The organism is Acidovorax sp. HMWF029 (assembly GCF_003060895.1).
Classification (GTDB): Bacteria; Pseudomonadota; Gammaproteobacteria; order Burkholderiales; family Burkholderiaceae_C; genus Acidovorax.
This window is the reverse complement of the sequence record NZ_QAIH01000225.1, coordinates 79,268-104,145: the sequence shown is the minus strand read 5'-3', so window position 1 is coordinate 104,145 and position 24,878 is coordinate 79,268. Positions and strand designations below refer to the sequence as shown.

Annotated in this window: 21 protein-coding genes and 1 pseudogene; 19 read left to right on the top strand and 3 right to left on the bottom strand. The window is 63.7% G+C overall.

Features of this window, described 5'->3' with window-relative positions; genetic code table 11:
• Together ugpA and ugpB are read right to left on the bottom strand one after the other, a co-directional pair.
• Positions 1-882 carry a sn-glycerol-3-phosphate ABC transporter permease UgpA gene (gene ugpA, locus DBR12_RS16210; RefSeq protein ID WP_108618197.1) on the bottom strand — a complete coding sequence of 294 codons (882 nt, stop codon included), beginning with the start codon at positions 880-882 and terminating at the stop codon, positions 1-3.
• A gap of 120 nt (positions 883-1,002) precedes the next feature.
• Positions 1,003-2,319, bottom strand: a complete 1,317-nt coding sequence (ugpB, locus tag DBR12_RS16205) for a sn-glycerol-3-phosphate ABC transporter substrate-binding protein UgpB (RefSeq protein WP_108618196.1) — start codon at positions 2,317-2,319, stop codon at positions 1,003-1,005.
• Between the two features lie 297 nt (positions 2,320-2,616).
• Between ugpB and serA the strand changes: the two genes are divergently transcribed.
• From serA to nudB, 14 genes are all read left to right on the top strand, one after another.
• Entirely contained in the window at positions 2,617-3,846 is a 1,230-nt protein-coding gene (serA, locus tag DBR12_RS16200; protein WP_108618195.1) for a phosphoglycerate dehydrogenase, read from the top strand.
• A 98-nt stretch (positions 3,847-3,944) separates the two neighbouring features.
• Complete coding sequence (locus DBR12_RS16195) at positions 3,945-7,862, top strand: FAD/FMN-binding oxidoreductase (protein ID WP_108618194.1); 3,918 nt, start codon at positions 3,945-3,947, stop codon at positions 7,860-7,862.
• Between the two features lie 8 nt (positions 7,863-7,870).
• Positions 7,871-8,302 carry an HIT family protein gene (locus DBR12_RS16190; protein ID WP_108618305.1) on the top strand — a complete coding sequence of 144 codons (432 nt, stop codon included), beginning with the start codon at positions 7,871-7,873 and terminating at the stop codon, positions 8,300-8,302.
• Positions 8,303-8,396: 94 nt separating this feature from the next.
• A complete protein-coding gene (locus DBR12_RS16185; RefSeq protein WP_108618193.1) occupies positions 8,397-8,819 on the top strand; it encodes a gamma-butyrobetaine hydroxylase-like domain-containing protein in 423 nt (140 codons plus the stop codon).
• A gap of 181 nt (positions 8,820-9,000) precedes the next feature.
• A complete protein-coding gene (ubiE, locus tag DBR12_RS16180) occupies positions 9,001-9,732 on the top strand; it encodes a bifunctional demethylmenaquinone methyltransferase/2-methoxy-6-polyprenyl-1,4-benzoquinol methylase UbiE (RefSeq protein ID WP_108618192.1) in 732 nt (243 codons plus the stop codon).
• 36 nt (positions 9,733-9,768) lie between these two features.
• Positions 9,769-10,806 (top strand): Tim44 domain-containing protein, encoded by a 1,038-nt coding sequence (locus DBR12_RS16175; protein ID WP_108618191.1) that lies wholly within the window; start codon positions 9,769-9,771, stop codon positions 10,804-10,806.
• A 57-nt stretch (positions 10,807-10,863) separates the two neighbouring features.
• Entirely contained in the window at positions 10,864-11,481 is a 618-nt protein-coding gene (locus DBR12_RS16170) for a hypothetical protein (RefSeq protein WP_108618190.1), read from the top strand.
• A complete protein-coding gene (gene ubiB, locus DBR12_RS16165) occupies positions 11,478-13,043 on the top strand; it encodes a ubiquinone biosynthesis regulatory protein kinase UbiB (protein WP_108618189.1) in 1,566 nt (521 codons plus the stop codon). The genes DBR12_RS16170 and ubiB overlap by 4 nt, the downstream gene beginning before the upstream one ends.
• Positions 13,044-13,203: 160 nt before the next feature.
• A complete protein-coding gene (locus DBR12_RS16160) occupies positions 13,204-14,655 on the top strand; it encodes a sodium:solute symporter family protein (protein ID WP_108618188.1) in 1,452 nt (483 codons plus the stop codon).
• Positions 14,656-14,746: 91 nt separating this feature from the next.
• Positions 14,747-15,085, top strand: coding sequence for an FmdB family zinc ribbon protein (locus DBR12_RS16155; RefSeq protein WP_108618187.1), 339 nt, complete (start codon positions 14,747-14,749; stop codon positions 15,083-15,085).
• 8 nt (positions 15,086-15,093) lie between these two features.
• Entirely contained in the window at positions 15,094-15,717 is a 624-nt protein-coding gene (locus tag DBR12_RS16150) for a DUF502 domain-containing protein (protein WP_108618186.1), read from the top strand.
• A gap of 41 nt (positions 15,718-15,758) precedes the next feature.
• The gene (aspS, locus tag DBR12_RS16145) at positions 15,759-17,561 is read left to right on the top strand and encodes an aspartate--tRNA ligase (protein ID WP_108618185.1); all 1,803 of its coding nucleotides are present in this window, start codon (positions 15,759-15,761) and stop codon (positions 17,559-17,561) included.
• A 135-nt stretch (positions 17,562-17,696) separates the two neighbouring features.
• Positions 17,697-18,506, top strand: a complete 810-nt coding sequence (locus DBR12_RS16140) for a CsgG/HfaB family protein (protein ID WP_108618184.1) — start codon at positions 17,697-17,699, stop codon at positions 18,504-18,506.
• A gap of 5 nt (positions 18,507-18,511) precedes the next feature.
• On the top strand, positions 18,512-18,979 hold the full coding sequence (gene nudB / locus DBR12_RS16135) for a dihydroneopterin triphosphate diphosphatase (RefSeq protein ID WP_369861619.1): 468 nt from the start codon (positions 18,512-18,514) through the stop codon (positions 18,977-18,979).
• Positions 18,980-19,005: 26 nt separating this feature from the next.
• On the opposite strand, the gene DBR12_RS16130 is transcribed toward nudB, so the two are convergent.
• The gene (locus DBR12_RS16130) at positions 19,006-19,911 is read right to left on the bottom strand and encodes a LysR family transcriptional regulator (RefSeq protein WP_108618304.1); all 906 of its coding nucleotides are present in this window, start codon (positions 19,909-19,911) and stop codon (positions 19,006-19,008) included.
• Positions 19,912-20,065: 154 nt separating this feature from the next.
• Here DBR12_RS16130 and DBR12_RS16125 point away from each other — a divergent pair, with 154 nt between their 5' ends.
• The 5 genes and pseudogenes from DBR12_RS16125 to DBR12_RS22995 all read left to right on the top strand — a co-directional run.
• Positions 20,066-21,541: an aldehyde dehydrogenase family protein gene (locus DBR12_RS16125; RefSeq protein ID WP_108618182.1), complete on the top strand. Its 1,476-nt coding sequence runs from the start codon at positions 20,066-20,068 to the stop codon at positions 21,539-21,541.
• 30 nt (positions 21,542-21,571) lie between these two features.
• Positions 21,572-22,465: an extradiol ring-cleavage dioxygenase gene (locus DBR12_RS16120; protein WP_108618181.1), complete on the top strand. Its 894-nt coding sequence runs from the start codon at positions 21,572-21,574 to the stop codon at positions 22,463-22,465.
• Positions 22,462-23,406: a fumarylacetoacetate hydrolase family protein gene (locus DBR12_RS16115; protein WP_108618180.1), complete on the top strand. Its 945-nt coding sequence runs from the start codon at positions 22,462-22,464 to the stop codon at positions 23,404-23,406. The genes DBR12_RS16120 and DBR12_RS16115 overlap by 4 nt, the downstream gene beginning before the upstream one ends.
• A 27-nt stretch (positions 23,407-23,433) precedes the next feature.
• Positions 23,434-24,429 carry a Bug family tripartite tricarboxylate transporter substrate binding protein gene (locus tag DBR12_RS16110; protein WP_108618179.1) on the top strand — a complete coding sequence of 332 codons (996 nt, stop codon included), beginning with the start codon at positions 23,434-23,436 and terminating at the stop codon, positions 24,427-24,429.
• 10 nt (positions 24,430-24,439) lie between these two features.
• Positions 24,440-24,878: pseudogene (locus DBR12_RS22995) on the top strand (2-oxo-hepta-3-ene-1,7-dioic acid hydratase); the annotation flags it as partial.

The window sequence follows — 24,878 nt, the reverse complement described above, 5'->3', positions numbered from 1 at the left end:
TCAGTACTGCACTTTCTTCTCGACGTAGCGGAATTGAATGACGGTGAGCACGACCACGATGGCCATCAGCACCACCGATTGCGCGGCCGATCCGCCCATGTCCATGGCCTTGAAGCCGTCGTGGTAGACCTTGTAGACCAGGATGGCGGTGTCGCGCCCCGGGCCGCCCTGCGTGGTGGCGTCCACGATGGCGAAGGTGTCGAAGAAGGCATACACCACGTTGATCACCAAAAGGAAGAAGGTGGTGGGCGAGAGCAGCGGGAACTGGATGCTCCAGAACCGGCGCCAGGGGCCAGCACCGTCAATCGCGGCCGCCTCGATCAGCGACTTGGGGATGGATTGCAGGCCCGCCAGGAAGAACAGGAAGTTGTAGGAGATCTGCTTCCACACTGCCGCAATCACGATCAGCCCCATCGCGTGGTCGGAGTTGAGCATGTGGTTCCAGTCAAAGCCCGCCTGGCGCAGCATGTATGCCACCACGCCCAGCGAGGGCGAGAACATGAACATCCAGAGCACGCCCGCCACGGCGGGTGCCACTGCGTAGGGCAGCAGCAGCGCGGTCTTGTAGACCATGGCGCCTTTGATGATGCGGTCGGCAAAAATCGCCAGGATCAGCGACAGGCTGATGCCCACTGCTGCCACCAGGATCGAGAAGAAGGCCGTCGTCTTGAACGAGGCGAGGTAGCCCGGGTCTTCGAACAGGTGCTTGAAGTTGTCCAGCCCCACCCATTCGGTGGACATGCCGAAGCTGTCCTGCATCTGGAAGGACTGCACCAGAGCCTGGCCAGCAGGCCAGAAAAAGAAGACGCTGATGATGACCAGCTGGGGCGCCAGAAGCACCCAGGGTAGCCACGCAGAGCGAAAAAGTACGCGTTTTTCCATGTCGGAACTCTCAAAAAGAAAACCCCGCCGCCCCGTGAACCATGGTGGTTGACGGGGCGGCGGGCGTTTGATGCCGCCGGGCGGGGCGGCCAGGCGGCATCAACAGGTGCTAAGCAGCGCTTACTTGTTGGCGCGTGCGAAACGGGCCAGTTGCTCGTTGCCGCGTGTCACGGCGGTGTCCAGAGCTTCCTTGGGCGACTTCTTGCCCGACCAGATTTGTTCGGTTTCCTCGTCGATGATCGAGCGGATCTGCACGAAGTTGCCCAGGCGGATGCCGCGCGACTTTTCGGTCGCCTTCTTGATCATCTGCGTCACGGCCACGTCGGTGCCGGGGTTCTTGGTGTAAAAGCCCGATGCCTCGGTCAGCTGGTAGGCGCCCATGGTCACAGGCAGGTAGCCCGTGCGCTGGTGGCTGGCGGCCTGCACCTTGGTGTCGTTCAGGAAGTTCAGGAAGTCGGCCACGCCTTTGTACTCTTCGGCCTTCTTGCCAGACATCACCCACAGGCTGGCGCCGCCAATGGCGGTGTTCTGTGGGGCGCCCTTCACATCGGGGTAGTAAGGCAGGGTGGAGATGCCGTAGGCGAACTTGGCTTCCTTGGCGACGCGGGCGTACAGACCTGACGAGCCCGTCATCATGGCGCACTCGCCCGAGGGGAACGAGGCATCCGGCACATTGCCACGGCCTTTATAGACGAAGCTGCCGTCCTTGGAGGCCTTGGCCAGGTTCTCGAAGTGGCGCACGTGCAGCGGCGAGTTGACTTGCAGCTCGGCGTCGTTGCCATCAAAACCGTTGTTCTTGGACGCGAACAGCGTGTTGTGCCACAGCGAGAAGCTTTCGAGCTGCGTCCAGCTGATCCAGCTGGTGGTGAAGGGGCAGCTGTGGCCGCTGGCCTTGAGCTTGGAGGCGGCGGCAAACACTTCGGGCCAGGTCTTGGGCGGCTTGTCGGCGTCCAGGCCGGCCTTCTTGAACGCATCCTTGTTGTAATAGAACACCGTTGTGGAGCTGTTGAGCGGGTAGCTCAGCATCTGGCCGTTGGGGGCCGTGTAGTAGCCTGCCACTGCCGACACGTACTGGGTGGGCTCGAACTTGAAGCCGCCGTCATTCAGCACCTTGGCAGCAGGCACGATGGCGCCCTTGCTGGCCATCATGGTGGCCGTGCCCACTTCAAACACTTGCAGGATGTGGGGCGCGTTGCCTGCACGGAAGGCGGCGATGGCGCCTGTCATGGATTCGTCATACGTGCCCTTGTAGGTGGGCACGACCTTGTATTTGGTCTGGCTGGCGTTGTACTGCTTGGCCAGGTCGTTGACCCATTCGCCAAGCGCTGCGCTCATTGAGTGCCACCACTGAATCTCCACCGGTTGTTGCTGCGCTTGTGCGGGGGCACAGACGGACAGCGCGACGGCCGCTGAGAGCGCCAGATGCTTGAGTTGCATGTATGTATCTCCAAGAATGACGAAATGCACAAGGGTCGCAGCGTAGGCGCCCAATGTGACGAGAGTGTGTCGTTGTCGCAGACGCAGTTGCCAGCAACAACGGGGGAAACCCCGTGGGGTGTCTGCAAGGGAGGTGATTGTGACCCTTTTGTGACAGTCTTGCAGCCAATTGCCGAGTCCTGCAAGGTTTTGTGCGTTGCACCATGCTTGATGCATAGTGGCGCCTGCCGCTTCACGGGCCGCATTTTTCCTTCCCGAGGGTTGCGGTCCCTTCTTTAAACCAATCCCTCTAAAGCCATGGCCCTCAATTCGCTCGACAAGAACAAAATCAAATTTCTGTTGCTGGAGGGCATTCATCCCTCTGCGGTGGATGTGTTCCGTGCGGCGGGCTATACCCAGATCGAGACGGTGTCTGGCGCGCTGCCGGACGAGGAGCTCAAGCGCAAGATTGCCGACGTGCACTTCGTGGGTATCCGCTCGCGCACCCAGCTCACCGAAGAGGTGTTTGCCCAGGCGAACAAGCTGGTGGCCGTGGGCTGTTTTTGTATTGGCACCAACCAGGTGGATCTGAACGCGGCACGCGAGCGCGGTATTGCCGTGTTCAACGCGCCTTATTCCAACACCCGCTCTGTGGCCGAGCTTGTGCTGGCCGAGGCCATCTTGCTGCTGCGCGGCGTGCCCGAGAAAAATGCCGTGGCCCACCGGGGCGGCTGGCTCAAGAGCGCCGACAACGCCTATGAGATCCGGGGCAAGACGCTGGGCATCGTGGGCTATGGCTCCATCGGCACCCAGCTGTCGGTGCTGGCCGAGGCGCTGGGGATGCAAGTGGCTTTTTTTGACGTTGTAAACAAGCTGCCGTTGGGCAATGCACGCCAGGTGCAGCATCTGCACGACCTGCTGGGCCAGAGCGACATCGTGAGCCTGCACGTGCCCGAGCTGCCGTCTACTGAGGGCATGATCGGCGCGGCCGAAATTGCCGCCATGAAGCTAGGCGGCATCCTCATCAACGCCGCGCGGGGCACGGTGGTGGATATTGAGGCGCTGGCTGCAGCGCTCCAGGCCAAGAAGCTGCTGGGCGCTGCCATCGACGTCTTCCCGGTCGAGCCGCGCACCAACAAGGACGAGTTCCAGTCCCCCCTGCGTGGCCTGGACAATGTGATCCTGACCCCCCACATCGGCGGCTCCACCATGGAGGCGCAGGCCAATATCGGCCTGGAAGTGGCGGAAAAGCTTGTGAAATACAGCGACAACGGCACCAGCACCTCGTCGGTCAATTTCCCGGAAGTGGCATTGCCCGCCCACCCCGGAAAGCACCGCCTGCTACACATTCACCGCAACGTGCCGGGCGTTCTGTCCGAGATCAATCGCATCTTCTCGGACAACCAAATCAATGTGTCTGCCCAATACCTGCAGACCAACGAGAAGATCGGCTACGTGGTGATCGACATCGATGCCGCATCGTCCGACCTGGCGCTGGACAAACTCGCCCAGGTGGGCGGTACCTTGCGCAGCCGCGTGCTGTTCTGACATCGCTGCTGGGCTGGTTCGGCGCTGCTAGACAGCCCTGGCCCGGCAAGGCAGAGGCCGGTGGCTTAAAATCGCGCCCCCACCCCAGGTAGACCCCCATGAATGTTCCGATCGCGTTGGCGGCCTTGCAGACGCAGGCCGCCGAGCCTGCCCGTCTGCGTGAAATTCCTTATAACTACACCTCGTTCTCCGACCGGGAGATCGTGATTCGCCTGCTGGGCTCCGCCTCCTGGGATGTGCTGGACCAGCTTCGCAAGGAGCGCCGCACGGGCCGCTCCGCTCGCATGCTGTACGAAGTGCTCGGCGACATCTGGGTGGTGCAGCGCAACCCTTACCTGCAGGACGACCTGTTGGACAACCCGGCCCGCCGCAGACTGCTGGTCGAGGCCCTGCACCACCGCCTGGCCGAGATCGAAAAGCGCCGCACCCCGGCCGACGATGCCGGGCGTGACCGCCTGGTGGGCGAGCTGGTGGTGGCCGCGCGTCGCGCGGTGACCGAGTTCGATGCCAAGTTTCAACAGGCCACGCAGCTGCGCCGCCAGATCCAGCGCACGCTGGGCCGCCTCACGGCCAAGGACAACATCAAGTTCGACGGCCTCTCGCGTGTGAGCCACGTGACGGATGCGACCGACTGGCGCGTCGAATACCCCTTTGTGGTGCTGACTCCCGACACCGAAGCCGAGATGGCCGGACTGGTCAAAGGCTGCATCGAGCTGGGTCTGACCATCATCCCGCGCGGGGGCGGTACGGGCTACACCGGCGGCGCGATTCCGCTGACCTGGAAGAGCGTGGTCATCAACACTGAAAAGCTCGAGGCCATGACCGAGGTGGAAATGCGCCGCTTGCCGGGCATGGACCGCGAGGTGGGCACGGTGTGGACCGAGGCGGGCGTGGTCACCCAGCGCGTGGCCGACGCGGCCGAGCGTGCAGGTTTTGTGTTTGCGGTGGACCCGACCAGTGCCGAGGCAAGCTGCATTGGCGGCAATATCGCCATGAACGCAGGTGGCAAAAAGGCCGTGCTGTGGGGCACGGCGCTCGACAACCTGGCCAGCTGGCGCATGGTCACGCCCGACGCACAGTGGCTGGAAGTGACCCGCCTGGACCACAACATGGGCAAGATCCATGACGTGGACGTGGCCACCTTCGAGTTGCAGTATTTCGAAGCCGACGGCAAGACGCCCGTGCGCACGGAGCGCCTGGTCATCCCTGGCAAGACCTTTCGCAAGGAGGGCCTGGGCAAGGATGTGACGGACAAGTTCCTCTCGGGCCTGCCAGGTATTCAGAAGGAAGGCTGCGACGGCCTGATCACCAGCGCGCGCTGGGTGGTCCACCGCATGCCCGAGCACACCCGCACTGTGTGCATGGAGTTCTTTGGCAACGCCAAGGACGCCGTGCCCAGCATCGTCGAGATCAAGGACTACATGTTCGCCGAGCAAAAGCGCTCTGGCGTGCTGCTGGCGGGCCTGGAGCACCTGGACGACCGGTATCTGAAGGCCGTGGGCTACGCCACCAAAAGCAAGAAGGGTAACGGCGGCTTGCCCAAGATGGTGCTGATTGGCGACATTGCCGGTGACAACGCCGACGACGTGGCCCGCGTGACCAGCGAGGTGGTGCGCCTGGCCAACACCCGCAGCGGCGAGGGCTTTATCGCCATCAGTGCCGATGCGCGCAAGAAGTTCTGGGCCGACCGCAAGAAGACGGCCGCCATCAGCCGCCACACCAACGCCTTCAAGATCAACGAAGACGTGGTGATTCCTTTGCCGCGCATGGCCGAGTACACGGATGGCATTGAGCGCATCAACATTGAGCTCTCCCTGCGCAACAAGCTCAAGTTGTGCGACGCGCTGACCGAGTTCTTCGAACGTGGCAACCTGCCGCTGGGCAAGCACGACGCCGACGACGAAGTGCCTTCGCCCGAGTTGCTGCAAGAGCGTGTGGACCGCGCCATCGCTCTGGTGGAAGAGGTGCGTGCCCTGTGGCAAGGTTGGCTGCACGATGTGGAGCCGCTGTTCCCCCAACTGCAGGACCACACGCTGCGTGCGAGCTGGAAGACCCAGCTGCGTGCACCGCTGCAGGCCATCTTCACCGGCGCTGCGTTCAAGCCCATCCTGGACGAGGCCGTGGCCATCCACAAACGCGTGCTCAAGGGTCGCGTGTGGGTGGCGCTGCACATGCACGCGGGCGATGGCAATGTGCACACCAACATCCCCGTCAATAGCGACGACTACGAGATGCTGCAGACCGCGCACGAGGCGGTGGAGCGCATCATGGTGCTGGCGCGCAGCCTGGATGGGGTGATCTCGGGCGAACACGGCATCGGCATCACCAAACTCGAATTCCTCACTGACGACGAATTGCGGCCGTTTGCGCAGTACAAGCAGAAAGTGGACCCGGAAGGCCGCTTCAATAAGGGTAAGTTGCTCCGAAATCAGGAGCTTGAAAGCCATGATGGTCGCGCGGAGAAGGCCGATTTCGCCTCAAATTCTGGCGTGATGCACGCCGACCTGACCAATGCCTATACGCCGAGCTTCGGCCTGATGGGGCACGAGTCGCTGATCATGCAGCAGAGCGATATCGGCGCCATTGCCGATTCGGTCAAGGACTGCCTGCGCTGCGGCAAGTGCAAGCCGGTGTGCTCCACACACGTGCCGCGCGCCAACCTGCTGTACAGCCCGCGCAACAAGATCCTGGCCACCTCGCTGCTGGTCGAGGCGTTTTTGTACGAAGAGCAGACCCGCCGGGGCGTGAGCATCAAGCACTGGCAGGAGTTTGAAGATGTGGCCGACCACTGCACGGTGTGCCACAAGTGCGAGAGCCCTTGCCCGGTGAAGATCGACTTCGGCGATGTCACCATGAACATGCGCAACCTGTTGCGCAAGATGGGCAAGAAGAGCTTCCGCCCTGGCAATGCGCTGGCCATGACCATGCTCAATGCCACCAACCCCGACACCATCAAGTTCATGCGCAGCGCGATGGTGGATGTGGGCTTCAAGGCCCAGCGCATGGCGGTGGACCTGCTGCGCAAGGTGGCCCGCAAGCAGACCGGCAAACCGCCTGCCACGGTGGGTACCGCGCCCGTCAAGGAGCAGGTGATCCACTTCATCAACAAGAAGCTGCCCGGCGGTCTGCCCAAGAAGACGGCGCGTGCCCTGCTCGATATCGAGAACAAGGACTACGTGCCCATCATCCGCAACCCGGCCACCACCACGGCCGAGACGGAGGCGGTGTTCTATTTCCCCGGCTGTGGGTCCGAGCGCTTGTTCAGCCAGGTGGGCCTGGCGACGCAGGCCATGCTGTGGCATGCAGGTGTGCAGACGGTGCTGCCACCGGGTTATCTGTGCTGCGGCTACCCGCAGCGCGGCAGCGGCCAGTTCGACAAGGCCGAGAAGATGATCACGGACAACCGTGTGCTCTTCCACCGCGTGGCCAATACGCTCAACTACCTGGACATCAAGACCGTGGTGGTGAGCTGCGGCACCTGCTACGACCAGCTGCAGGGCTACGAATTCGGCAAGATTTTCCCGGGCAGCCGCATCATCGACATCCACGAGTATTTGCTGGAAAAGGGCATCACACTGCAGGGCAAGGGCGCTTACCTGTACCACGAGCCTTGCCACAATCCCATGAAGCTGCAGGACTCGGTCAAGACCGTGAAGGCGCTGGTGGGCGAGCAGGTCTTGAAGAGCGAGCGCTGCTGCGGCGAATCCGGCACGTTGGGCGTGACCCGGCCAGACGTGTCTACCCAGGTGCGTTTCCGCAAGGAAGAAGAGATCCGCAAGGGCGAAGCCAAGCTGCGCGAGAGTGGTGCGGTGGCTGCCCAGGACAACGTGAAGATCCTTACCAGCTGCCCGAGCTGCCTGCAGGGCCTGAACCGCTACCAGGACGACCTGCAGAACGGTTTGCTCGAAGCCGACTACATCGTGGTCGAGATGGCGCGCGAGATCCTGGGCGAGAACTGGATGCCCGAATATGTCGAGCGCGCCAACGGCGGTGGGATTGAGCGGGTTCTCGTCTGATGGCGGAAATGGTGTGTCCGCTGTGCGCGGAAGATGGCGGCGCGCTCATCTGGCGCGGCGAGCACTTGCGTGTGATCCGTGCCCAGGAGGCGGGCTTCCCGGCGTTCTACCGTGTGGTGTGGAACGCCCATGTGGCCGAGTTCTCGGACCTGTCGGCCACCGAGCGTGCGTACTGCATGGAGGCGGTGGCGCTGGTGGAGCAGGCCCTGCGCGAGCACCTGGCACCCACCAAGGTCAACCTTGCGGCGCTGGGCAATATGGTGCCGCACCTGCACTGGCACGTGATTGCCCGGTTTGACTGGGACAGCCACTTCCCGTCGCCCGTGTGGGCAGCGGCTCAGCGGCCCAGTCCTGTCGCGCAGGAGGATGCCGTGCGGCGCTTGCTGCCGCAGGTGGAGGTCTCTCTGGTGCACCAGCTGGCCCTGCTTGCATTGCCTTGATGAAGGCGCACACCGCGTTTGACCTTGTCGGCAGAAGGCATCGCTGCGGGCGCCCACAATCCACAACACAGTTTTCTCTTATCAGGGGAGTCCCATGGCAGGTTTGAAAGCAGGCGCGCCCACGCCGCAGGCACTCACGGTGCACGAGGCCTCTCGGGTGCTGGAGGTCGGGTTCTCCGACGGCACCACCTTCCGCATTCCGTTCGAGCTGATGCGCGTGTACTCGCCGTCTGCCGAGGTGCAAGGCCACGGCCCCGGCCAGGAAGTGCTGCAGACCGGCAAGCGCGATGTGGCGCTAGTGAACCTGGAGCCCGTGGGCAACTACGCGGTCAAGCCCACGTTTTCTGATGGCCATGACAGCGGCATCTTCAGCTGGGACTACCTCTATGAACTGGGTCAGAAACAGGAGGCCCTGTGGGCCGAGTACACCGAGCGCCTGGCGGCTGCCGGCGTGGACCGCGACGCCCCCATGCTGCCCAAAGGTGGTGCAGGTGGCCATGCCTGCGGCAGCCACTGAGCGCCGCCTCCGAAGCCCTTGCTGACTAGTGTGCTATTGAAAGAAGAGCTGTTGAACCAATGTGGACGGGCGGTAACGGCTGTTTTTCTTTGAATGGCGTTGTCCAAATTGCGACACAAGCCCCATTTCAGTGCGGGGTTGTCGCTGTACCTCTGGCGCTTGCGCGCCTAGCATGAAACTTATGAGCACGACCCACTTTGGTTTTCAGTCGGTGGATGAGCAGGACAAGGCGCGCCACGTGCGCGGCGTGTTCGACTCGGTGGCCTCCAAATACGACGTGATGAACGACCTCATGTCGGCCGGGCTGCACCGTGCCTGGAAGGCCTACACCGTGATGGTGGCCAACCTGCGCGAAGGCAGTCAGGTGTTGGACATCGCCGGAGGCACGGGTGATCTCTCGCTGGCCTTCTCCAAGAAGGTGGGGGCCACGGGTCGGGTGGTGCACACCGACATCAATGAAGCCATGCTGCGCGTGGGCCGCGACCGCTTGATCAATGCGGGTGTGGTGCTGCCCACCCTGGTGTGTGATGCCGAGAAGCTGCCGTTCCCCGACGCACATTTCGATGTGGTGAGCGTGGCGTTTGGCCTGCGCAACATGACGCACAAGGACCAGGCGATTGCCGAGATGTGCCGCGTGCTCAAGCCGGGCGGCAAGCTCTTGGTGCTGGAGTTCTCCAAAGTGGCAAAACCCCTGGAGAAGGTCTACGACTGGTATTCGTTCAAGGTGTTGCCCCAGCTGGGCAAGATTGTGGCGGGCGACGATTCCAGCTACCGCTACCTGGCCGAATCGATCCGCATGCACCCGGGGCAGGAAGAACTCAAAAGCCTCATGCAAAAAAATGGCTTTGGGCATGTGGACTATCACAACATGACGGGGGGGATTGTGGCCCTGCATGTTGGAATCAAGTGCTGAGCATGTTGCTCGGTGATTAACGGAGACGGAGAAGTCATGATGAAACTGTGGTCTGTGGTGTTGGTCGCAATGCTGGCGTTGGCACACGCAGATGCCGACGCCCGGCGGCTGAGTGGTGGCAAATCGACTGGCCAGCAGTCGAGCAATGTGACGCAGCGCGAGTCGGCAACGCCGCCTGCCGCGCCGGGGGCTCCCGCCCAGAATGTCAACAGTGCAGCAGCAGCCAAACCCGCGGCTGCGCCCGCAGCTGCCCCTGCTGCACCGGCCAAGAAACCCTGGGGCGCCATGCTGGGTGGTCTGGCGGCGGGTCTGGGTCTGGCCTGGCTGGCCAGCTCGCTGGGTCTGGGCGCAGGCTTTGCCAACATCCTCATGATCGTGCTGCTGGCCGTGGCAGCGTTTGTTGTCTTCAAGCTGGTGATGCGTGCGCGCAGTGGTGCAGGCAATGGCGGCGGCGCATCGGCTGGCGGATCACCGTTTGCCTTCCAGGGCGCGGGCGCTGGCGCCGGGGCGGCAACCCCCTCAGCGGCGCAGGTGCCCCCGCAGTACAGTCCCAGCAACGTGGGCAACGATGCTTCGGCACGCCCTTGGGAGCGCAACAGCATGGCCTTTGATGCCTCTCGCGCCGCGCAGGGTGGTGGTTCGGGCGTGGTGATTGGCTCGGGCCTGTCCGGCACGCAGAACTGGGGTGTTCCGGCTGATTTCGACACCGAAGGTTTCCTTTCGGCCGCCAAGCGCAACTTCGTTACGCTGCAGGCCGCCTGGGACCGCTCGGACATCTCCACGCTGCGCTCCATGATGACGGACGGCATGCTGGAGGAGATCCGCACGCAGCTGACCGAGCGTGAAGACCACCGTGGCGCACAGCCAAACCACACGGACGTGGTCATGATCGAGGCCCAGCTGCTGGGTATCGAGGACCTGGGCGACGGCTACATGGCCAGCGTCGAGTTCTCCGGCATGATCCGCGAGGAGCCTTCGGCGGGCCCGAGCCCTTTCCGCGAGGTGTGGAACATGACCAAGCCCAAGGCGGGCGGCAGCGGTTGGCTGGTGGCGGGTGTGCAGGCGCTGCAGTAAAGAAAGACGCAGGCCCCTGTGCAAGGGGCTTTCCAGTTCAGGGAATAATCGGGGACTATGGCAACACCACAGTCCCCTTTTTCTTTTCTGGACGGCCTTTTTGAGCGCGTGGCCGCCGGTCCGCAACCTCCTCAATGGCTCGTGCATGAGTTACAGCAGCGTCTGGTGCTGTTCCTCAACCATGTGCTCATGCAGGAAAAGGAAGCCATGGATCGCCTTGTGCGGCAAAAGGGCCGTGTCTCACGCGTGCAGTGGCGTGTGTATTCGTTGGCGCTGGTCGTCACGCCTGCAGGTTTGTTCAACCTGGCCCCCGAAGCCGCCGTGCCAGACCTGCGGCTTGAAGTGACCGAAACCTCGCCCCTCAGTCTGGCCCAGGGTGCCTTGCGTGGCGACAAGCCTGCCATCCGCATCGAAGGCGATGTGCAGCTGGCCGCCGAGATCAACTGGCTGGTGGACCATGTGCGCTGGGATATCGAGGAAGACCTGGCCCGCGTGATCGGTGATGCTCCGGCCCACACCGTTGCCCAGGTGGCTAGTCGTGGCGCTCAGGCACTGCGCCAGTTCGTGGGCGCGCGCATGGCCGCAGGGAGCGCTGCGGCATCTGCCTCGTCTTCTCCGCCAGCACCTGCCGCCTCCCCATCGCCGCAGGCTGGCGCCGACCGGGCAGACGCATGAAACGGTTTTTGCGGGGTGTGGCCATCTTCTGGGTGGTTTTCCGGTACGGTCTGGATGGCCTGGTGCTCGACAGCTTCCAGAAGCCCTGGCTGCGGATGATTTCACGCATCCTGTCGGTCGGGCGCAATCTGGATGCGCCTCGGGGGCAGCGCCTGCGTGAGGCGCTGGAGCGCCTGGGGCCCATCTTTGTGAAGTTCGGCCAGGTGCTGTCTACCCGACGCGACCTGCTGCCTGCAGACATCGCAGATGAACTGGCGCACCTGCAGGACCGCGTCCCGCCTTTTGACCCCGATGTGGCCATTGCCACCATCGAGCGTGCCTTCCGCAGGCCTGTGGACGAGGTGTTTACCTCGTTTGACCGCAAGCCAGTGGCCAGTGCGTCGATTGCGCAGGTGCACTTTGCTACATTGCGTGACCGCCAGGGGGTGGAGCGCGAGGTGGCAGTGAAGGTGCTGCGCCCCGGCATGCTGCCCGTGATCGAGAAGGACCTGAGCCTGATGCGCATGATGGCGGGCTGGGTGGAAAACCTGTCGGCCGACGGCAAACGCCTCAAGCCCCGCGAGGTGGTGGCCGAGTTTGACAACTACCTGCACGATGAGCTGGATCTGGTGCGCGAGGCTGCCAACGCAGCACAGCTGCGCCGCAACATGCAGGGGCTGGACTTGGTGCTGATCCCTGAAATCTTCTGGGACTTCTGCCACGCTGAAGTCATGGTGATGCAGCGCATGAACGGCGTGCCCATCAGCCAGATCGCCCGCCTGCGCGAAGCGGGCGTGGACATTCCCAAGCTGGCGCGCGATGGCGTGACCATCTTTTTCACCCAGGTGTTTCGCGACGGCTTCTTCCATGCGGACATGCACCCTGGCAACATCCAGGTCAGCCTGGACCCGGCCACCTTCGGCCGCTATATCTCGCTCGATTTCGGCATCGTGGGCACGCTCACCGAATCGGACAAGGAATACCTGGCTCAAAACTTTGTGGCCTTCTTCCGCCGCGACTACAAGCGCGTGGCTGAGCTGCACATCGAAAGCGGCTGGGTGCCGCCCGAGACTCGCGTGAACGACCTCGAATCGGCCATCCGCGCGGTGTGCGAGCCGTATTTCGACCGTCCGCTCAAGGAAATTTCGCTGGGCATGGTGTTGATGCGCTTGTTCCAGACTTCGCGCCGCTTCCATGTCGAGATCCAGCCCCAGTTGGTGCTGCTGCAAAAAACCCTGCTCAACATCGAAGGCCTGGGCCGTGAGCTGGATCCGGAGCTGGACCTTTGGAGCACCGCCAAGCCCTTCCTTGAAAAATGGATGCTGGAGCAGATGGGCCCGCAGCGCTTGTGGCGCGAACTGCGTGCTGAGGCACCGCACTACGCCAAGCTGATCCCCGAGCTGCCGCGCCTGGTCTATGACGCATTGCGTCAGCGCCCGGCGGACCAGCAACAGGTCCTGCGGGAGCTGCTGGATGCGCAAAAGCGCACCAACCGGCTGCTGCAGTCCATCATTTATGGCGGGGTTGGATTTGTGCTCGGCCTGCTGGCCATGCAGCTTTTCATGCGCATACGGGTTTTCTGAGGCGCAAAAGTTGCCTTCATAATCCGCAGCAACTTTTGTTACGAATTTGGAGAAGGGGCCAGAACCCCTCGGTCTTCCCGGTGCAGCCGCGCGGCCGCACGCTGTGCCCGCCGCGCGTCCTGTTTATTTCGCAACCCCCTTGGAGCTTCGGAGCGGCACCATGCTGTTGTCTTTCATTGTTCTGTATCTGCTGATTTCGATTGGTGTGGGTCTGTATGCTGCGACCCGCGTGCACAACACGGCCGACTATGCGGTGGCGGGGCGCAGCCTGCCCCTGGCCGTTGTGATCGCCACCACGTTTGCGACCTGGTTTGGATCGGAGACCGTGCTGGGGGTCTCGGCCCGCTTCGTCAGCGGAAACCTGGGGGCGGTGGTGGAAGACCCCTTCGGTGCATCCATGTGTCTGGTGCTTGTAGGTTTCTTTTTTGCCTACAAGCTGTACAAGAAGAACTTGATCACCCTGGGCGACTACTACCGCCAGCGCTACGGGCGAGTGATCGAGGTGGCCTGCTCGGCCATCATCATGTTCAGCTACCTGGGCTGGGTGGCAGCGCAGATCACGGCCCTGGGCCTGGTCTTCAACCTGCTCACGCAGGGGGCTGTGTCGGTCACCTTGGGCATGGTCATCGGCACGCTGGTGGTGCTGGTCTACACGCTATATGGCGGCATGTGGTCCGTGGCGATGACGGACTTCGTGCAGATGATCGTGATTGGCGTGGGGATGCTGGCCATTGCCTGGTTTGCTGCCGACCTGGCCGGTGGTGCGGGCAAGGTGGTGGAGTACGCCGCGCGCGAGGGCAAGTTCCAGTTCTTCCCGAGCGGAGGGTTCAAGGAGTGGACCTTCTTCATTGCCGCTGCCATCACCATGATGCTGGGCTCCATCCCGCAGCAGGACGTGTTTCAGCGCGTGATGTCTTCCAACAGCCCTGAAACGGCGCGCAAAGGCCCTGTGATTGGTGGCGTGCTGTACCTGCTGTTTGCGTTCATCCCCATGTTTGTGGTGACTGCGGCCGTGCTGGTGATGCCCGAGACGGCGCAGGCGCTGCTCAATGAAGATCCGCAGAAGGTGCTGCCTACCCTGGTGATGGAGCGCATGCCCATCATGCTGCAAGTGGCCTTTTTTGGTGCGTTGCTGTCGGCCATCATGTCCACGGCGTCCGCCACCTTGCTGGCGCCCTCCACGACCTTTGTCGAGAATATCCTGCACAACCTGCGCCCCGGTATGAGCGACCAGCAGACCCTCAAGGCCATGCGGATCTCGGTGCTGGTGTTCACGGCCTGTGTGCTGACCTATGCCATTACCATGCAGGGCACTTCGATTTATGAACTGGTGTCAGGTGCCTACCAAGTTCCTTTGGTGGGGGCTTTTGTGCCGCTGGTTTTTGGCCTGTACTGGAAGCGTGCGACGACCCAAGGGGCCCTGCTCGCGGTGGCGATGGGTCTGGGCGTGTGGCTGCTGTTTGTGGCCAGCCCGATGCTGTCGGAGGCGTTCCCGCAGCAACTGGCCGGCGTGCTGGCCGCGCTGGTGGGGATGGTGGGCGGCTCTCTGGCGCCGCAGTGGCTCGAGGACCACAAGGGCCATGTCATTCACTACGAAGGCAGCGCCCGCTGAATGCCCGGCCCCTGTGTCCGGTGCATGGGGGTTGAGGGCAGGGCGTGCCGCCTATAATTGAGGGTTTTGCACTTTCCCTCAACACACTGACATGCCTATTTACGCCTACAAATGCGGCTCCTGCGGCCATGCCAAGGATGTGCTGCAAAAAATCTCCGATGCACCCCTGACGGTGTGTCCCGCCTGCGGTGCCGAGGCATTTTCCAAACAGGTCACTGCAGCGGGCTTTCAGCTCAAGGGCTCGGGCTGGTATGTGACGGATTTCCGTGGTGGCAACGGTGGCAACTCCGCTCCTGCGACGGAAGCCAAGTCGGGAGGCACCTCCGAGGCAACTGCCCCTGTCAGCACGGGTGATGCTCCCAAAAAGGAAGCTACCAGCCCAAGCGTGTCGGACGCAAGTGGCAGTTCCGCATCTGTTTCTTCGAGCTGAGGAACTGCATGGCTGCCCTGCGCAAATGGCTGTTGACGGGTCTTCTGGTCATCGTTCCCGGTGTCATTACGGCATGGGTGCTCAACTGGATTGTGAGCACTCTCGACCAGACCTTGCAGATACTGCCCGTCGCATGGCACCCCGACAAGGTCCTGGGTGTCCATGTGCCCGGCTTTGGTGTTGTGCTCACCCTGCTGATACTGCTGGTGGTGGGGGCCATCGCCAGCAACTTCGCTGGCCGCAAGCTGGTCCAGTGGGGCGATGCACTGGTGCACCGCATTCCCGTGGTGCGCTCCATCTACTCCAGCGTCAAGCAGGTGTCAGACACGCTGTTTTCCGAGAGCGGCAACGCCTTTCGCACGGCGGTCCTGGTGCAGTGGCCCCGCGAGGGTGTCTGGACTGTGGCTTTTGTCACAGGTGCCCCCAACGGCGAAGTGGCAGCCTACCTGCGTGACGAATTCGTGAGCGTGTACGTGCCCACGACACCCAACCCTACGGGGGGGTATTTCGTGATGGTGCGCAAGAGCGACTGCGTCGAGCTGGAGATGAGCGTGGACGCTGCCCTTAAGTACATTGTTTCGATGGGCGTGGTCGCTCCTGCTGACCCCACGCTCGTTTCCCCCAGTAAGTGAATCCCTTTTAACGCGCCCCTTGGGCGCCGGAAGTTTTTGCCATGGCCATGCGTTCCCACTATTGCGGTCTTGTGACCGAAGCCCTGATGGGCCAAACCGTCACCCTGTCGGGCTGGGTAAACCGCCGCCGCGACCATGGTGGCGTGATCTTCATCGACCTGCGCGACCGTGAAGGTTATGTGCAGGTGGTGTGCGACCCTGACCGCGCCGAGATGTTCAAGACCGCCGAAGACGTGCGCAACGAGTTTTGCGTGCAGGTCGTGGGCCTGGTGCGTCCCCGTCCGGACGGCACGACCAACGACAAGCTCAAGAGCGGCCAGATTGAAGTGTTGTGCCATGAGCTGAACGTGCTCAACCCCTCCGTCACGCCTCCGTTCCAGATGGACGACGAGAACCTGTCGGAAACCACGCGCCTCACGCACCGCGTGATGGACCTGCGCCGCCCGCACATGCAGCGCAACATGATGCTGCGCTACAAGACCGCCATCCAGGTGCGCAACTTCCTGGACAAGGAAGGCTTCATCGACATCGAAACCCCCATGCTGGGCAAGAGCACGCCCGAAGGTGCGCGCGACTACCTGGTCCCGAGCCGCGTGCACGACGGCCAGTTCTTCGCGCTGCCCCAGTCGCCCCAGCTCTACAAGCAGATGCTGATGGTGGCCGGCTACGACCGCTACTACCAGATCACCAAGTGCTTCCGTGACGAAGATCTGCGCGCCGACCGCCAGCCCGAGTTCACGCAGATCGACTGCGAAACCTCGTTCCTGAACGAGGAAGAGATCCGCGCAATCTTCCAGCGCATGATCACCGAAGTGTTCCAGACCCAGCTGGGTGTGGATCTGGGTGAGTTCCCCATCATGACGTACCAGGAGGCGGCCTTCCGCTTTGGTTCCGATAAGCCCGACCTGCGTGTGAAGCTCGAATTCACCGAGCTGACCGAGGTGATGAAGGACGTGGACTTCAAGGTGTTCTCGGCCCCTGCCACCACCAAGGGTGGCCGCGTGGTGGCCCTGCGCGTGCCTGGCGGCTCGCAGATTTCGCGCGGCGAAATCGATGCATACACCGAGTTCGTGAAGATCTACGGCGCCAAGGGCCTGGCCTGGATCAAGGTCAACGAAGTGGCCAATGGCCGTGACGGCCTGCAGTCGCCCATCGTCAAGAACCTGCACGACGCCGCCATCGCCGAGATCCTGAAACGTACCGGCGCACAGGACGGCGACCTGCTGTTCTTCGGTGCCGACAAGGAAAAGATCGTCAACGACTCCATCGGTGCGCTGCGCCTGAAGATCGGCCACAGCGAGTTCGGCAAGAAGAACGGCCTGTTCGAAAACCGCTGGGCGCCCCTGTGGGTGGTGGACTTCCCCATGTTCGAGCATGACGAAGAAAACGACCGCTGGGCCGCAGTGCACCACCCCTTCACGTCGCCGAAGGATGGTCACGAAGACCTGATGGACACGGACCCTGGCAAGTGCATCGCCAAGGCCTACGACATGGTGCTCAACGGCTGGGAACTGGGTGGCGGCTCGGTGCGTATCCACCGTGCCGATGTGCAAAAGAAGGTGTTCGATGCGCTCAAGATCACGCCGGAAGACGCACAGGCCAAGTTCGGCTACCTGCTGGATGCCCTGCAGTACGGCGCGCCGCCACACGGTGGCCTGGCCTTCGGCCTGGACCGCCTGATTACGCTGATGACGGGCGCCGAGTCGATCCGCGACGTGATTGCCTTCCCCAAGACCCAGCGCGCGCAGGACCTGCTGACCCAGGCCCCATCGCCCGTGGACGAGAAGCAGCTGCGCGAGCTGCACATCCGCCTGCGCAACCCGGACGCCATCAAGGCCGCCTGATCCGGGGCGTTTTTTAGGATCTATCGATCTTTGCAGATGCGCTTCTGGGGCATCGCACCACAAAGCGGCACGGGCCTGGCGCCCGCGCCGCTTTTTTATTGGCCGGCCCTGGCTGGTGCTTGAAGGAGTTTCTCCATGCGTTCCAATACGTTGCGGGCGGTTGCCGCCGCCTTGGTGCTTCTGGCCCTGGCGGGCTGTGGCGAAAAGAAAACCGAACTGGGGCAGGGCGGCTCGGTCGTCACCGGCTCGGCGGGGCCCCAGGGCGCGCAGAACGCTGCCAAGGAGCTGGTGCGCTGCGATGCCCCGGTGGCCACACTGGCACTGGCCGAGAACCCCAATGGCTACATCATGGGATCGGGCTACCAGTTGCCTGCATCGCCGGTGCCCCTGGTCAAGCTGCTGGCCCAGCAAAGCGGGTGTTTCCGGGTGGTGGACCGGGCGGCGGGCCTGAAAGGCACGATACAGGAGCAGGAGCTGAAGGACGCGGGCATCCTGCGGAAAAACAATTCCACTGTGGCCAAGGGCAAGGGCTATGAGGCGCAGTACACGCTCACGCCGAGTCTCACGTTCAGCGAGCAGGATGCAGGCCGGGGCCTGGCCGGGGTGATCGCCATGATTCCGGTGCTGCGCGACATCGCGGGCCTTGCAGGGATGGTGGAGCAGGTCAAATTCAAGGAGGCGCAGACGGCGCTCCTGCTGTCCGACAACGAAACCACCGAACAGGTAGTGGCTGCCACCGGATCTGCCCGCACCACTGACCTGGGAGTGGGCGGCCTGGTGTTTGGCAAGCTCGGCGGCGCGGCTGGTGCGGGCTGGAGCAATACCAATGAAGGCAAGGTGATCGCAGCCGCCTTCCTGGACGCGCACAACCAGTTGGTGGTGCAGGTGCGCGCACTGCAGGCCAAGGAGCTGCCGCCCCCGGTGGCGACAAAAACCAAGCCCTGACCCCCATGGCGGCGATGCAGCAGCAGCGGCCCTTCAAGATTCCCGAGTCCGTGCTGGTGGTGATCCACACGCCCGCGCTTGACGTGCTGTTGCTGCACCGGGCCGACGGTGGCAACCACTGGCAGTCGGTCACCGGCAGCAAAGACCACTTGAATGAAGCCTGGGAGGCCACGGCTGCGCGCGAGGTGCGGGAGGAGACCGGCATCGACACCCGTGGCACGGGCATCGTGCTCACCGATTGGTGCCTGGAGAACATCTACGACATCTGGCCGCAATGGCGCCACCGCTATCCGCCAGGCGTGGTGTTCAACCGCGAGCGTGTGTTCGGTCTGTGCGTGCCCGTGGGCACTCCGGTAGTGTTGAGCCCGCGCGAGCATGTAGCGTTTGGGTGGTGGCCCTGGCGCGAGGCCGCCGACCGCTGTTTCTCAGCCTCCAATGCCGAGGCTTGTCTTTTGTTGCCGCGTTTTGTTTGAAACGCGACGGCCGACAAGGCCTCGACTCACTGCGGCTTTGCCAGAACCTTGACCACATGTTCTGCAAACCCTTCGGCCGCTGGTGAGGTGGCGCGCTGGGTGGGGCTGTAAAGGCACACGTAGCGCATCGCCTCTGGCTCCAGAATGCGCCGCCGCACCAGGCCCAGTGGCTTGGCCAGGGCACCCACATAGTCAGGGGCCAGCGTGGCCGTCACGTCGGCGGCGGCCAGGCCAAGTGCGGTGGAGATGTTGTCCACGATCTCCACCGGCGTCACGCGCTGCTCGCTGGGCAGACCGGTGTGCATCTGGGCCACGCTGCGCTCGTGGTCGCGCCCGGCGGCCACTAGGGGGTAGGCGTGCAGCTGGGCCCAGGTCACGCTGCGCTGGCGCGCCAGCGGGTGGGTGGGGGCGCACCACAGCACCCAGGGGCTCTGGAACAAGGGCGTGCGTGCGATGTCCTCCCCACAGGCTCGGTCTGGCCCGAGCGCTAGGTCGGCGTCGCCGCTGGCCACGGCATCGACCAGCTTTTCCACCGGCGCGTCCCGGATATGGATGCGCACCTTGGGCCGCGTCTGCTGGTATGCCTTGATGGCGCGGGGCAGGATCACGCTCGCCACGACCAGGGGGGCTGCGATGCGCACCACCCCGGCTGCGCGGTTGTGCACATCGCTCGCGGCCGTTTGTGCCATGCGCAGGTGCTTCAGCACCGATTCGGCAGACGCCAGGAACTCGCGCCCTGCGCTGGTGATGCCGACCCGGCGGGTGCTGCGTTCGAACAGCTTGAAGTCCAGCACATCCTCCAGTTCACCCACCAGCTGGCTCACGGCCGACGGCGTGAGCGCCAGGCGGTCGGCGGCGGCCGTGAAGCTGCGCATCTCGGCCACAGTGACGAAGGCTTCGAGCTGGCGCAGCGTGAAGTGAGGCAGGGACATGGGCACGTGGATCGAAGTGATGCTATTCATTAGATCATCTTCACAATACGTAAGAAAGCATTGATTGTGGTCAAGCACGGGGCTGCAGATACTCCGCGACGACAGGGGGCAGGCAACCCGGCCCCTTTGCTTTGTTGTCTGACCGGAGAACCCCTTGAGCACCGACACGCTGAACGTCGCTGGAATCGCCGTATCGCCCCACCACTACATCGACGGCCAGCGCGTGGCTTCGGACATGCGCTTTGACCTGCACTCGCCCATCGACCAGGCGCTGTTGGGTCGCATCAGCGAAGGCTCGCCTGTGCATGTGGATGCAGCCGTCAGCGCTGCGGCGCGCGCCTTCTCGGGCTGGAGCGCGCTCACGGCCGCCGAACGTAGGCCATATCTCGACCGCTTCGCTGCCGAGATCGGCAAGCGCGCCCATGATTTCTGCACGCTCGAATCCAACGACGCGGGCGTACTGCTCTCGCGCATGAAGCACGGCGTGGTGCCGCGCGCCATGCTCAACATCACCTGGTTCGCAGAACACGCCCTCACGCTGCAGGACCGCCCCATCGAGACCGAGCAGGCCACCCACATCGTGCGCCACGACCCGGCTGGCGTGGTGGCCATCATCACGCCATGGAACGCCCCGCTGATGCTGGCCACCTGGAAGCTCGGCCCTGCGCTGGCAGCGGGCAACTGCGTCATCGTCAAGCCGCCGGAATGGGCGCCGCTCACCAGCAGTCTGCTGGCCGACTGCGCGCACGCGGCCGGCCTGCCGCCCGGGGTGTTCAACATCGTGCAGGGCGCGGGCGCCAGCACCGGCGCGCGCCTGGTCAGCGACCCGCGCCTGGCGCGCGTCTCGTTCACCGGCTCGGTGCCCACGGCCAAGTGGATCGCGCAGTCCGCCGGTGCCAACCTCGTGCCCTGCAGCCTGGAGCTTGGGGGCAAGTCGGCCTTCATCGTGCTGGAGGACGCCGATATCGACAACGCGGCAGCCACCGGCGCGCTGATGTACCGCAACGCCGGACAGGTATGCCTGGCGGGCACGCGCTTCCTGGTGCACCGCAAGGTGCACGACGCCTTCGTTGGAGCGCTGCGCGGCTATGTCGAAAAGCTCACCGTAGGGGATCCGCGCGAGGAGGCCACTGAGGTTGGCCCCATCATCCACCCGCGCCAGGTCGAGCGCGTGCATGGCTTCGTGCAGCGCGCGGTGGCCGATGGCGCCACGTTGCTGTGGGGCGGTGCGCACCACCCTTTCGGTGCGCAGTACTACCAGCCCACGCTGCTCACCGACGTGCGCCAGGACAGCGAGATCGTGCAGAACGAGGTCTTCGGCCCGGTGCTCACGCTGCAAACCTTCGACAGCGACGAGGAGGCCATCGCCCTTGCCAATGGCACGGACTACGGCCTAGGCGGCGTCTGCTACGGCGAGACCGGGCACGCCAGCGCCGTGGCGCAGCAGGTACGTACCGGATTCATCTGGGTCAATAGCTTTGGCATCCGCGACCTGGCCGCACCGTTCGGCGGCATCAAGCGGAGCGGTGTGGGCCGCGAGGGCGGGGACTGGAGCTTCGAGTTCTTTTGCGACGTGAAGGACATTGTGGTTCCGAAAAAACCTTTCCGCGCGAGCTTCAGCCACCGCTGAACACTACCAAATACAGAGGAGACACACCCCATGGGAAGCATCGTTGGCGCTGCCATCGTCTCGCATCACCCCGGCCTGATGCAGTGCGAAGAGTTCCGCGTGCTGCAGGGCGCGGGGGCCGACTCGGACCTCATCCCCGGCTATGCGCGCCTGCGCGAGCGCATCGAGAAAGCCCGGCCCGATGTGGCCATCATCTTCGACTCGCACTGGTTCACCACCGGCTACCACCTGGTGGACGGCGCTGCGCGCTACCAGGGCATCTACATCTCGGACGAAATGCCCTGGTACCTGCATGGCGTGCCTTACGACTACCGGGGCCACCCTGATCTGGCCCTGGCCATCGAGGCCGCATCGCGCGAGCAAGGCGGCTACAACCGCGTGATTAACCACCCCGACCTGGGCAAGCAGTACGCCACCATCAACCTGGTCAAGCAGTTGCGCCTGGAGCGCAGCGACACGCCCGTGGTCACCGTGAGCTCGTGCCAGAACTGCGACTGGCGCCACTTCCTGAAGTCGGGCGAGGCGATTGCCGAGGCCGTGCGCCGCAGCGACCTGCGCGTGCTGCTACTGGCCTCGGGCGCTTTGAGTCACAAGTTCAACCCCATCGACTGGAAGCCCAAGCACCCGCGCATCTTCCACGAGAGCAATGTCTCGCGGCCCGAGAACATCGTGAGCGACAAGGGCGCCATTGCGCTGATGGAAGAGGGGCGGCACGACATGGTGCTCGACCGTTGGCAGGACGAATACCGCACCATGCCCTGGGAGGCCTTTGGCGCCCACTACCTGCAGATGCTGGGTGCCATGGGCGGCGCTGACTGCCGCGCGAAGGGCGTGGCCCTGTCGGCGTACGAGAACGCCCGCGGCACGGGCAACGTGCACATGTGGTTCGAAGGTGAACAGGCGACGGCGGAGGTGGCGGCATGAACTTCGAATTCCCGATCACCGAACTGCCGGCCGTGATGCGCGGCCCGCGCGTGGAGCGCCGCCGCGTGCTGGTGGGCGGCAGCGCTTGCTGGGGCACCATCGTGGAAGAAGGGACGCAGCAGGGCCAATTGCGCCTGGACGACGGCCGCGTGGTCGACCCGGCCACGGTGCAGCACCTGCCGCCCGTGTCGCCCAGCAAGGTCATCGCGGTGCACATCTCGTACAGCTCGCGCAGCTTCGAGACGCGCAACCAGCCCAAGCCCACGGAGACGCCGACCTATTTCACCAAGCCGCCGACCTCGGTCAACGGCCATGGCTGCGAGATCCACAAGCCCGCCGACAGCCAGTACCTGAACTACGAGGGCGAGTACGCCGTGGTGATCGGCAAGACCTGCCGCAACGTGCTGCCCGACGAGGCCTGGGATTACATCGAAGGCTTTTGCCCCGCGCTCGACATGGGCCTGCAGAACTACCGCGACACCGACCAGGGCAGCATGCTGCGCGTGAAGGGCGCGGACACGCTGCTGCCCATCGGCCCGGGCATCGTGCGCGGCGTCAACCTGTTCGAGCAGACGCTGCGCACCTACCGCAATGGCCTGGTGGTGCAGGAGGCGCACATCGGCAACGAGACCATCTGGGGCCCGCACTATGTGGTGGCCGACATCGCGCGCCACATCACCCTGGTGCCGGGCGACGTGATCCTGATGGGGACGCCGTGCCATTCGCGTTCCGTGGACCCGGGCGATCTGGTCGAGTGCGAGATCACGGGTCTGGGCCGCCTGGCGGGCACGGTGGTCGCCATCGACGCGCCGCGTGCCTCGGCCCTGAGTGTGGGCCACCGGCCCACCGACAGCCCAGAGGTGCGGCGCGTGGCCTTCGGCTTCGACGAGCGCGTACCTGAGCACCTCAAGGCCAACTACAGGCAGGCGTCGAAGCAGTAACTCACAACCCAACACAGGAGACAAACCATGAGCTTTTCCACACCCCTGTCGCGTCGCGACGCTTTGCACTGGGCTCTCGCCGGCACTGCGGGCTGCATGCCCTTCCTGGCCCAGGCCCAGGCCATCGATGCCGTGAAGATCCTTGCGGGATTTGCAGCCGGTGGCACGGTGGACACTCTGGCACGTCGCGTGGCTACTCATATTGCGGGCGGCTACGCCAAATCAGCCGTGGTAGAAAACAAGACCGGCGCTGGCGGGCAGATTGCCATCACCACGCTCAAGGGAGCGCCTGCCGACGGCGCCACATGGCTGGTCACGCCCATGTCTATGTTGGGCATCTACCCCCACACCTACAAGAAGCTGCCTTACGACCCCGTGATCGACGTGACCCCCGTCTCCCTGGGTGTGGTGTTCGACATGGGCTTTGCCGTAGGTCCGCAGGTGCCCGCGGCGGTGAAGACAGTTCCCGAGTTCCTCGACTGGTGCAAGTCCCATCCCGCAGGCGCCAACTTCGGTTCGCCCGCACCGGGGTCGGTCCCCCACTTTGTAGGCGAGCTGATCAGCCGCGCCGGCAAGGTGGATATGCGTCACGTGGGCTTTCGCGGATCGCAGCCGGCCATCCTGGACTTGCTGGGCGGGCAAATTGCTGCCGTCTCTGCGCCAGTGGGCGAATTTTTGCCACACCTGCAAGGCGGCAAGCTGCGGGTGCTGGCCACCTCGGGCGCAACGCGCAACAAGTTCGTGCCGGGCGTCAGCACCCTTGTCGAACAAGGCTACCAAGACATGGTCTATGGCGAGTGGTTTGGTTTTTTCTTGCCGGGCAAGGCTCCGGCTGAGCTGGTTCAGAAGGCCAATGCAGCCATCCGTGCTGCGCTGGCCGACAAGGACGTGATCACCGGGTTGGCTGCCATGGGGCTGGAGGCGCGCTCGTCCACGCCAGCCGAACTGGCCGCGCTGCTCAAGGCTGACGGGGACAAGTGGGGGCCCATCGTGAAGGCAATTGGCTTTACCGCTGAATCCTGAGAACGCACCGATGCTTGACGACGCACTGATCCAGCAGTTGGCCCGGGAGCTGCACCAGGCCGAGAAGACCCGCGTGCAGGTGGAACACTTCTCCAAACGCCACCCCGGCATGACGGTGCAGGATGGCTATGCCATCTCGCGCGCCTGGGTGGCGATGAAGATCGCCGAGGGCCGCACGGTGCGCGGACACAAGATCGGTCTGACCTCGCGCGCCATGCAGGTCGCCAGCCAGATCACCGAGCCGGACTTCGGCACCCTGCTGGACGACATGTTCTTCGCCGAAGGCGGCGACATCCCCATGCAGCGCTTCATCCTGCCACGCGTGGAGGTGGAACTGGCATTCGTGCTCAACAAGCCGCTGCGCGGCGAGCCGGGGCGACCGCCGGTGAGCATCTTCGACGTGCTGGCTGCCACCGAGTACGTGGTGCCCGCCATCGAGATCATCGACG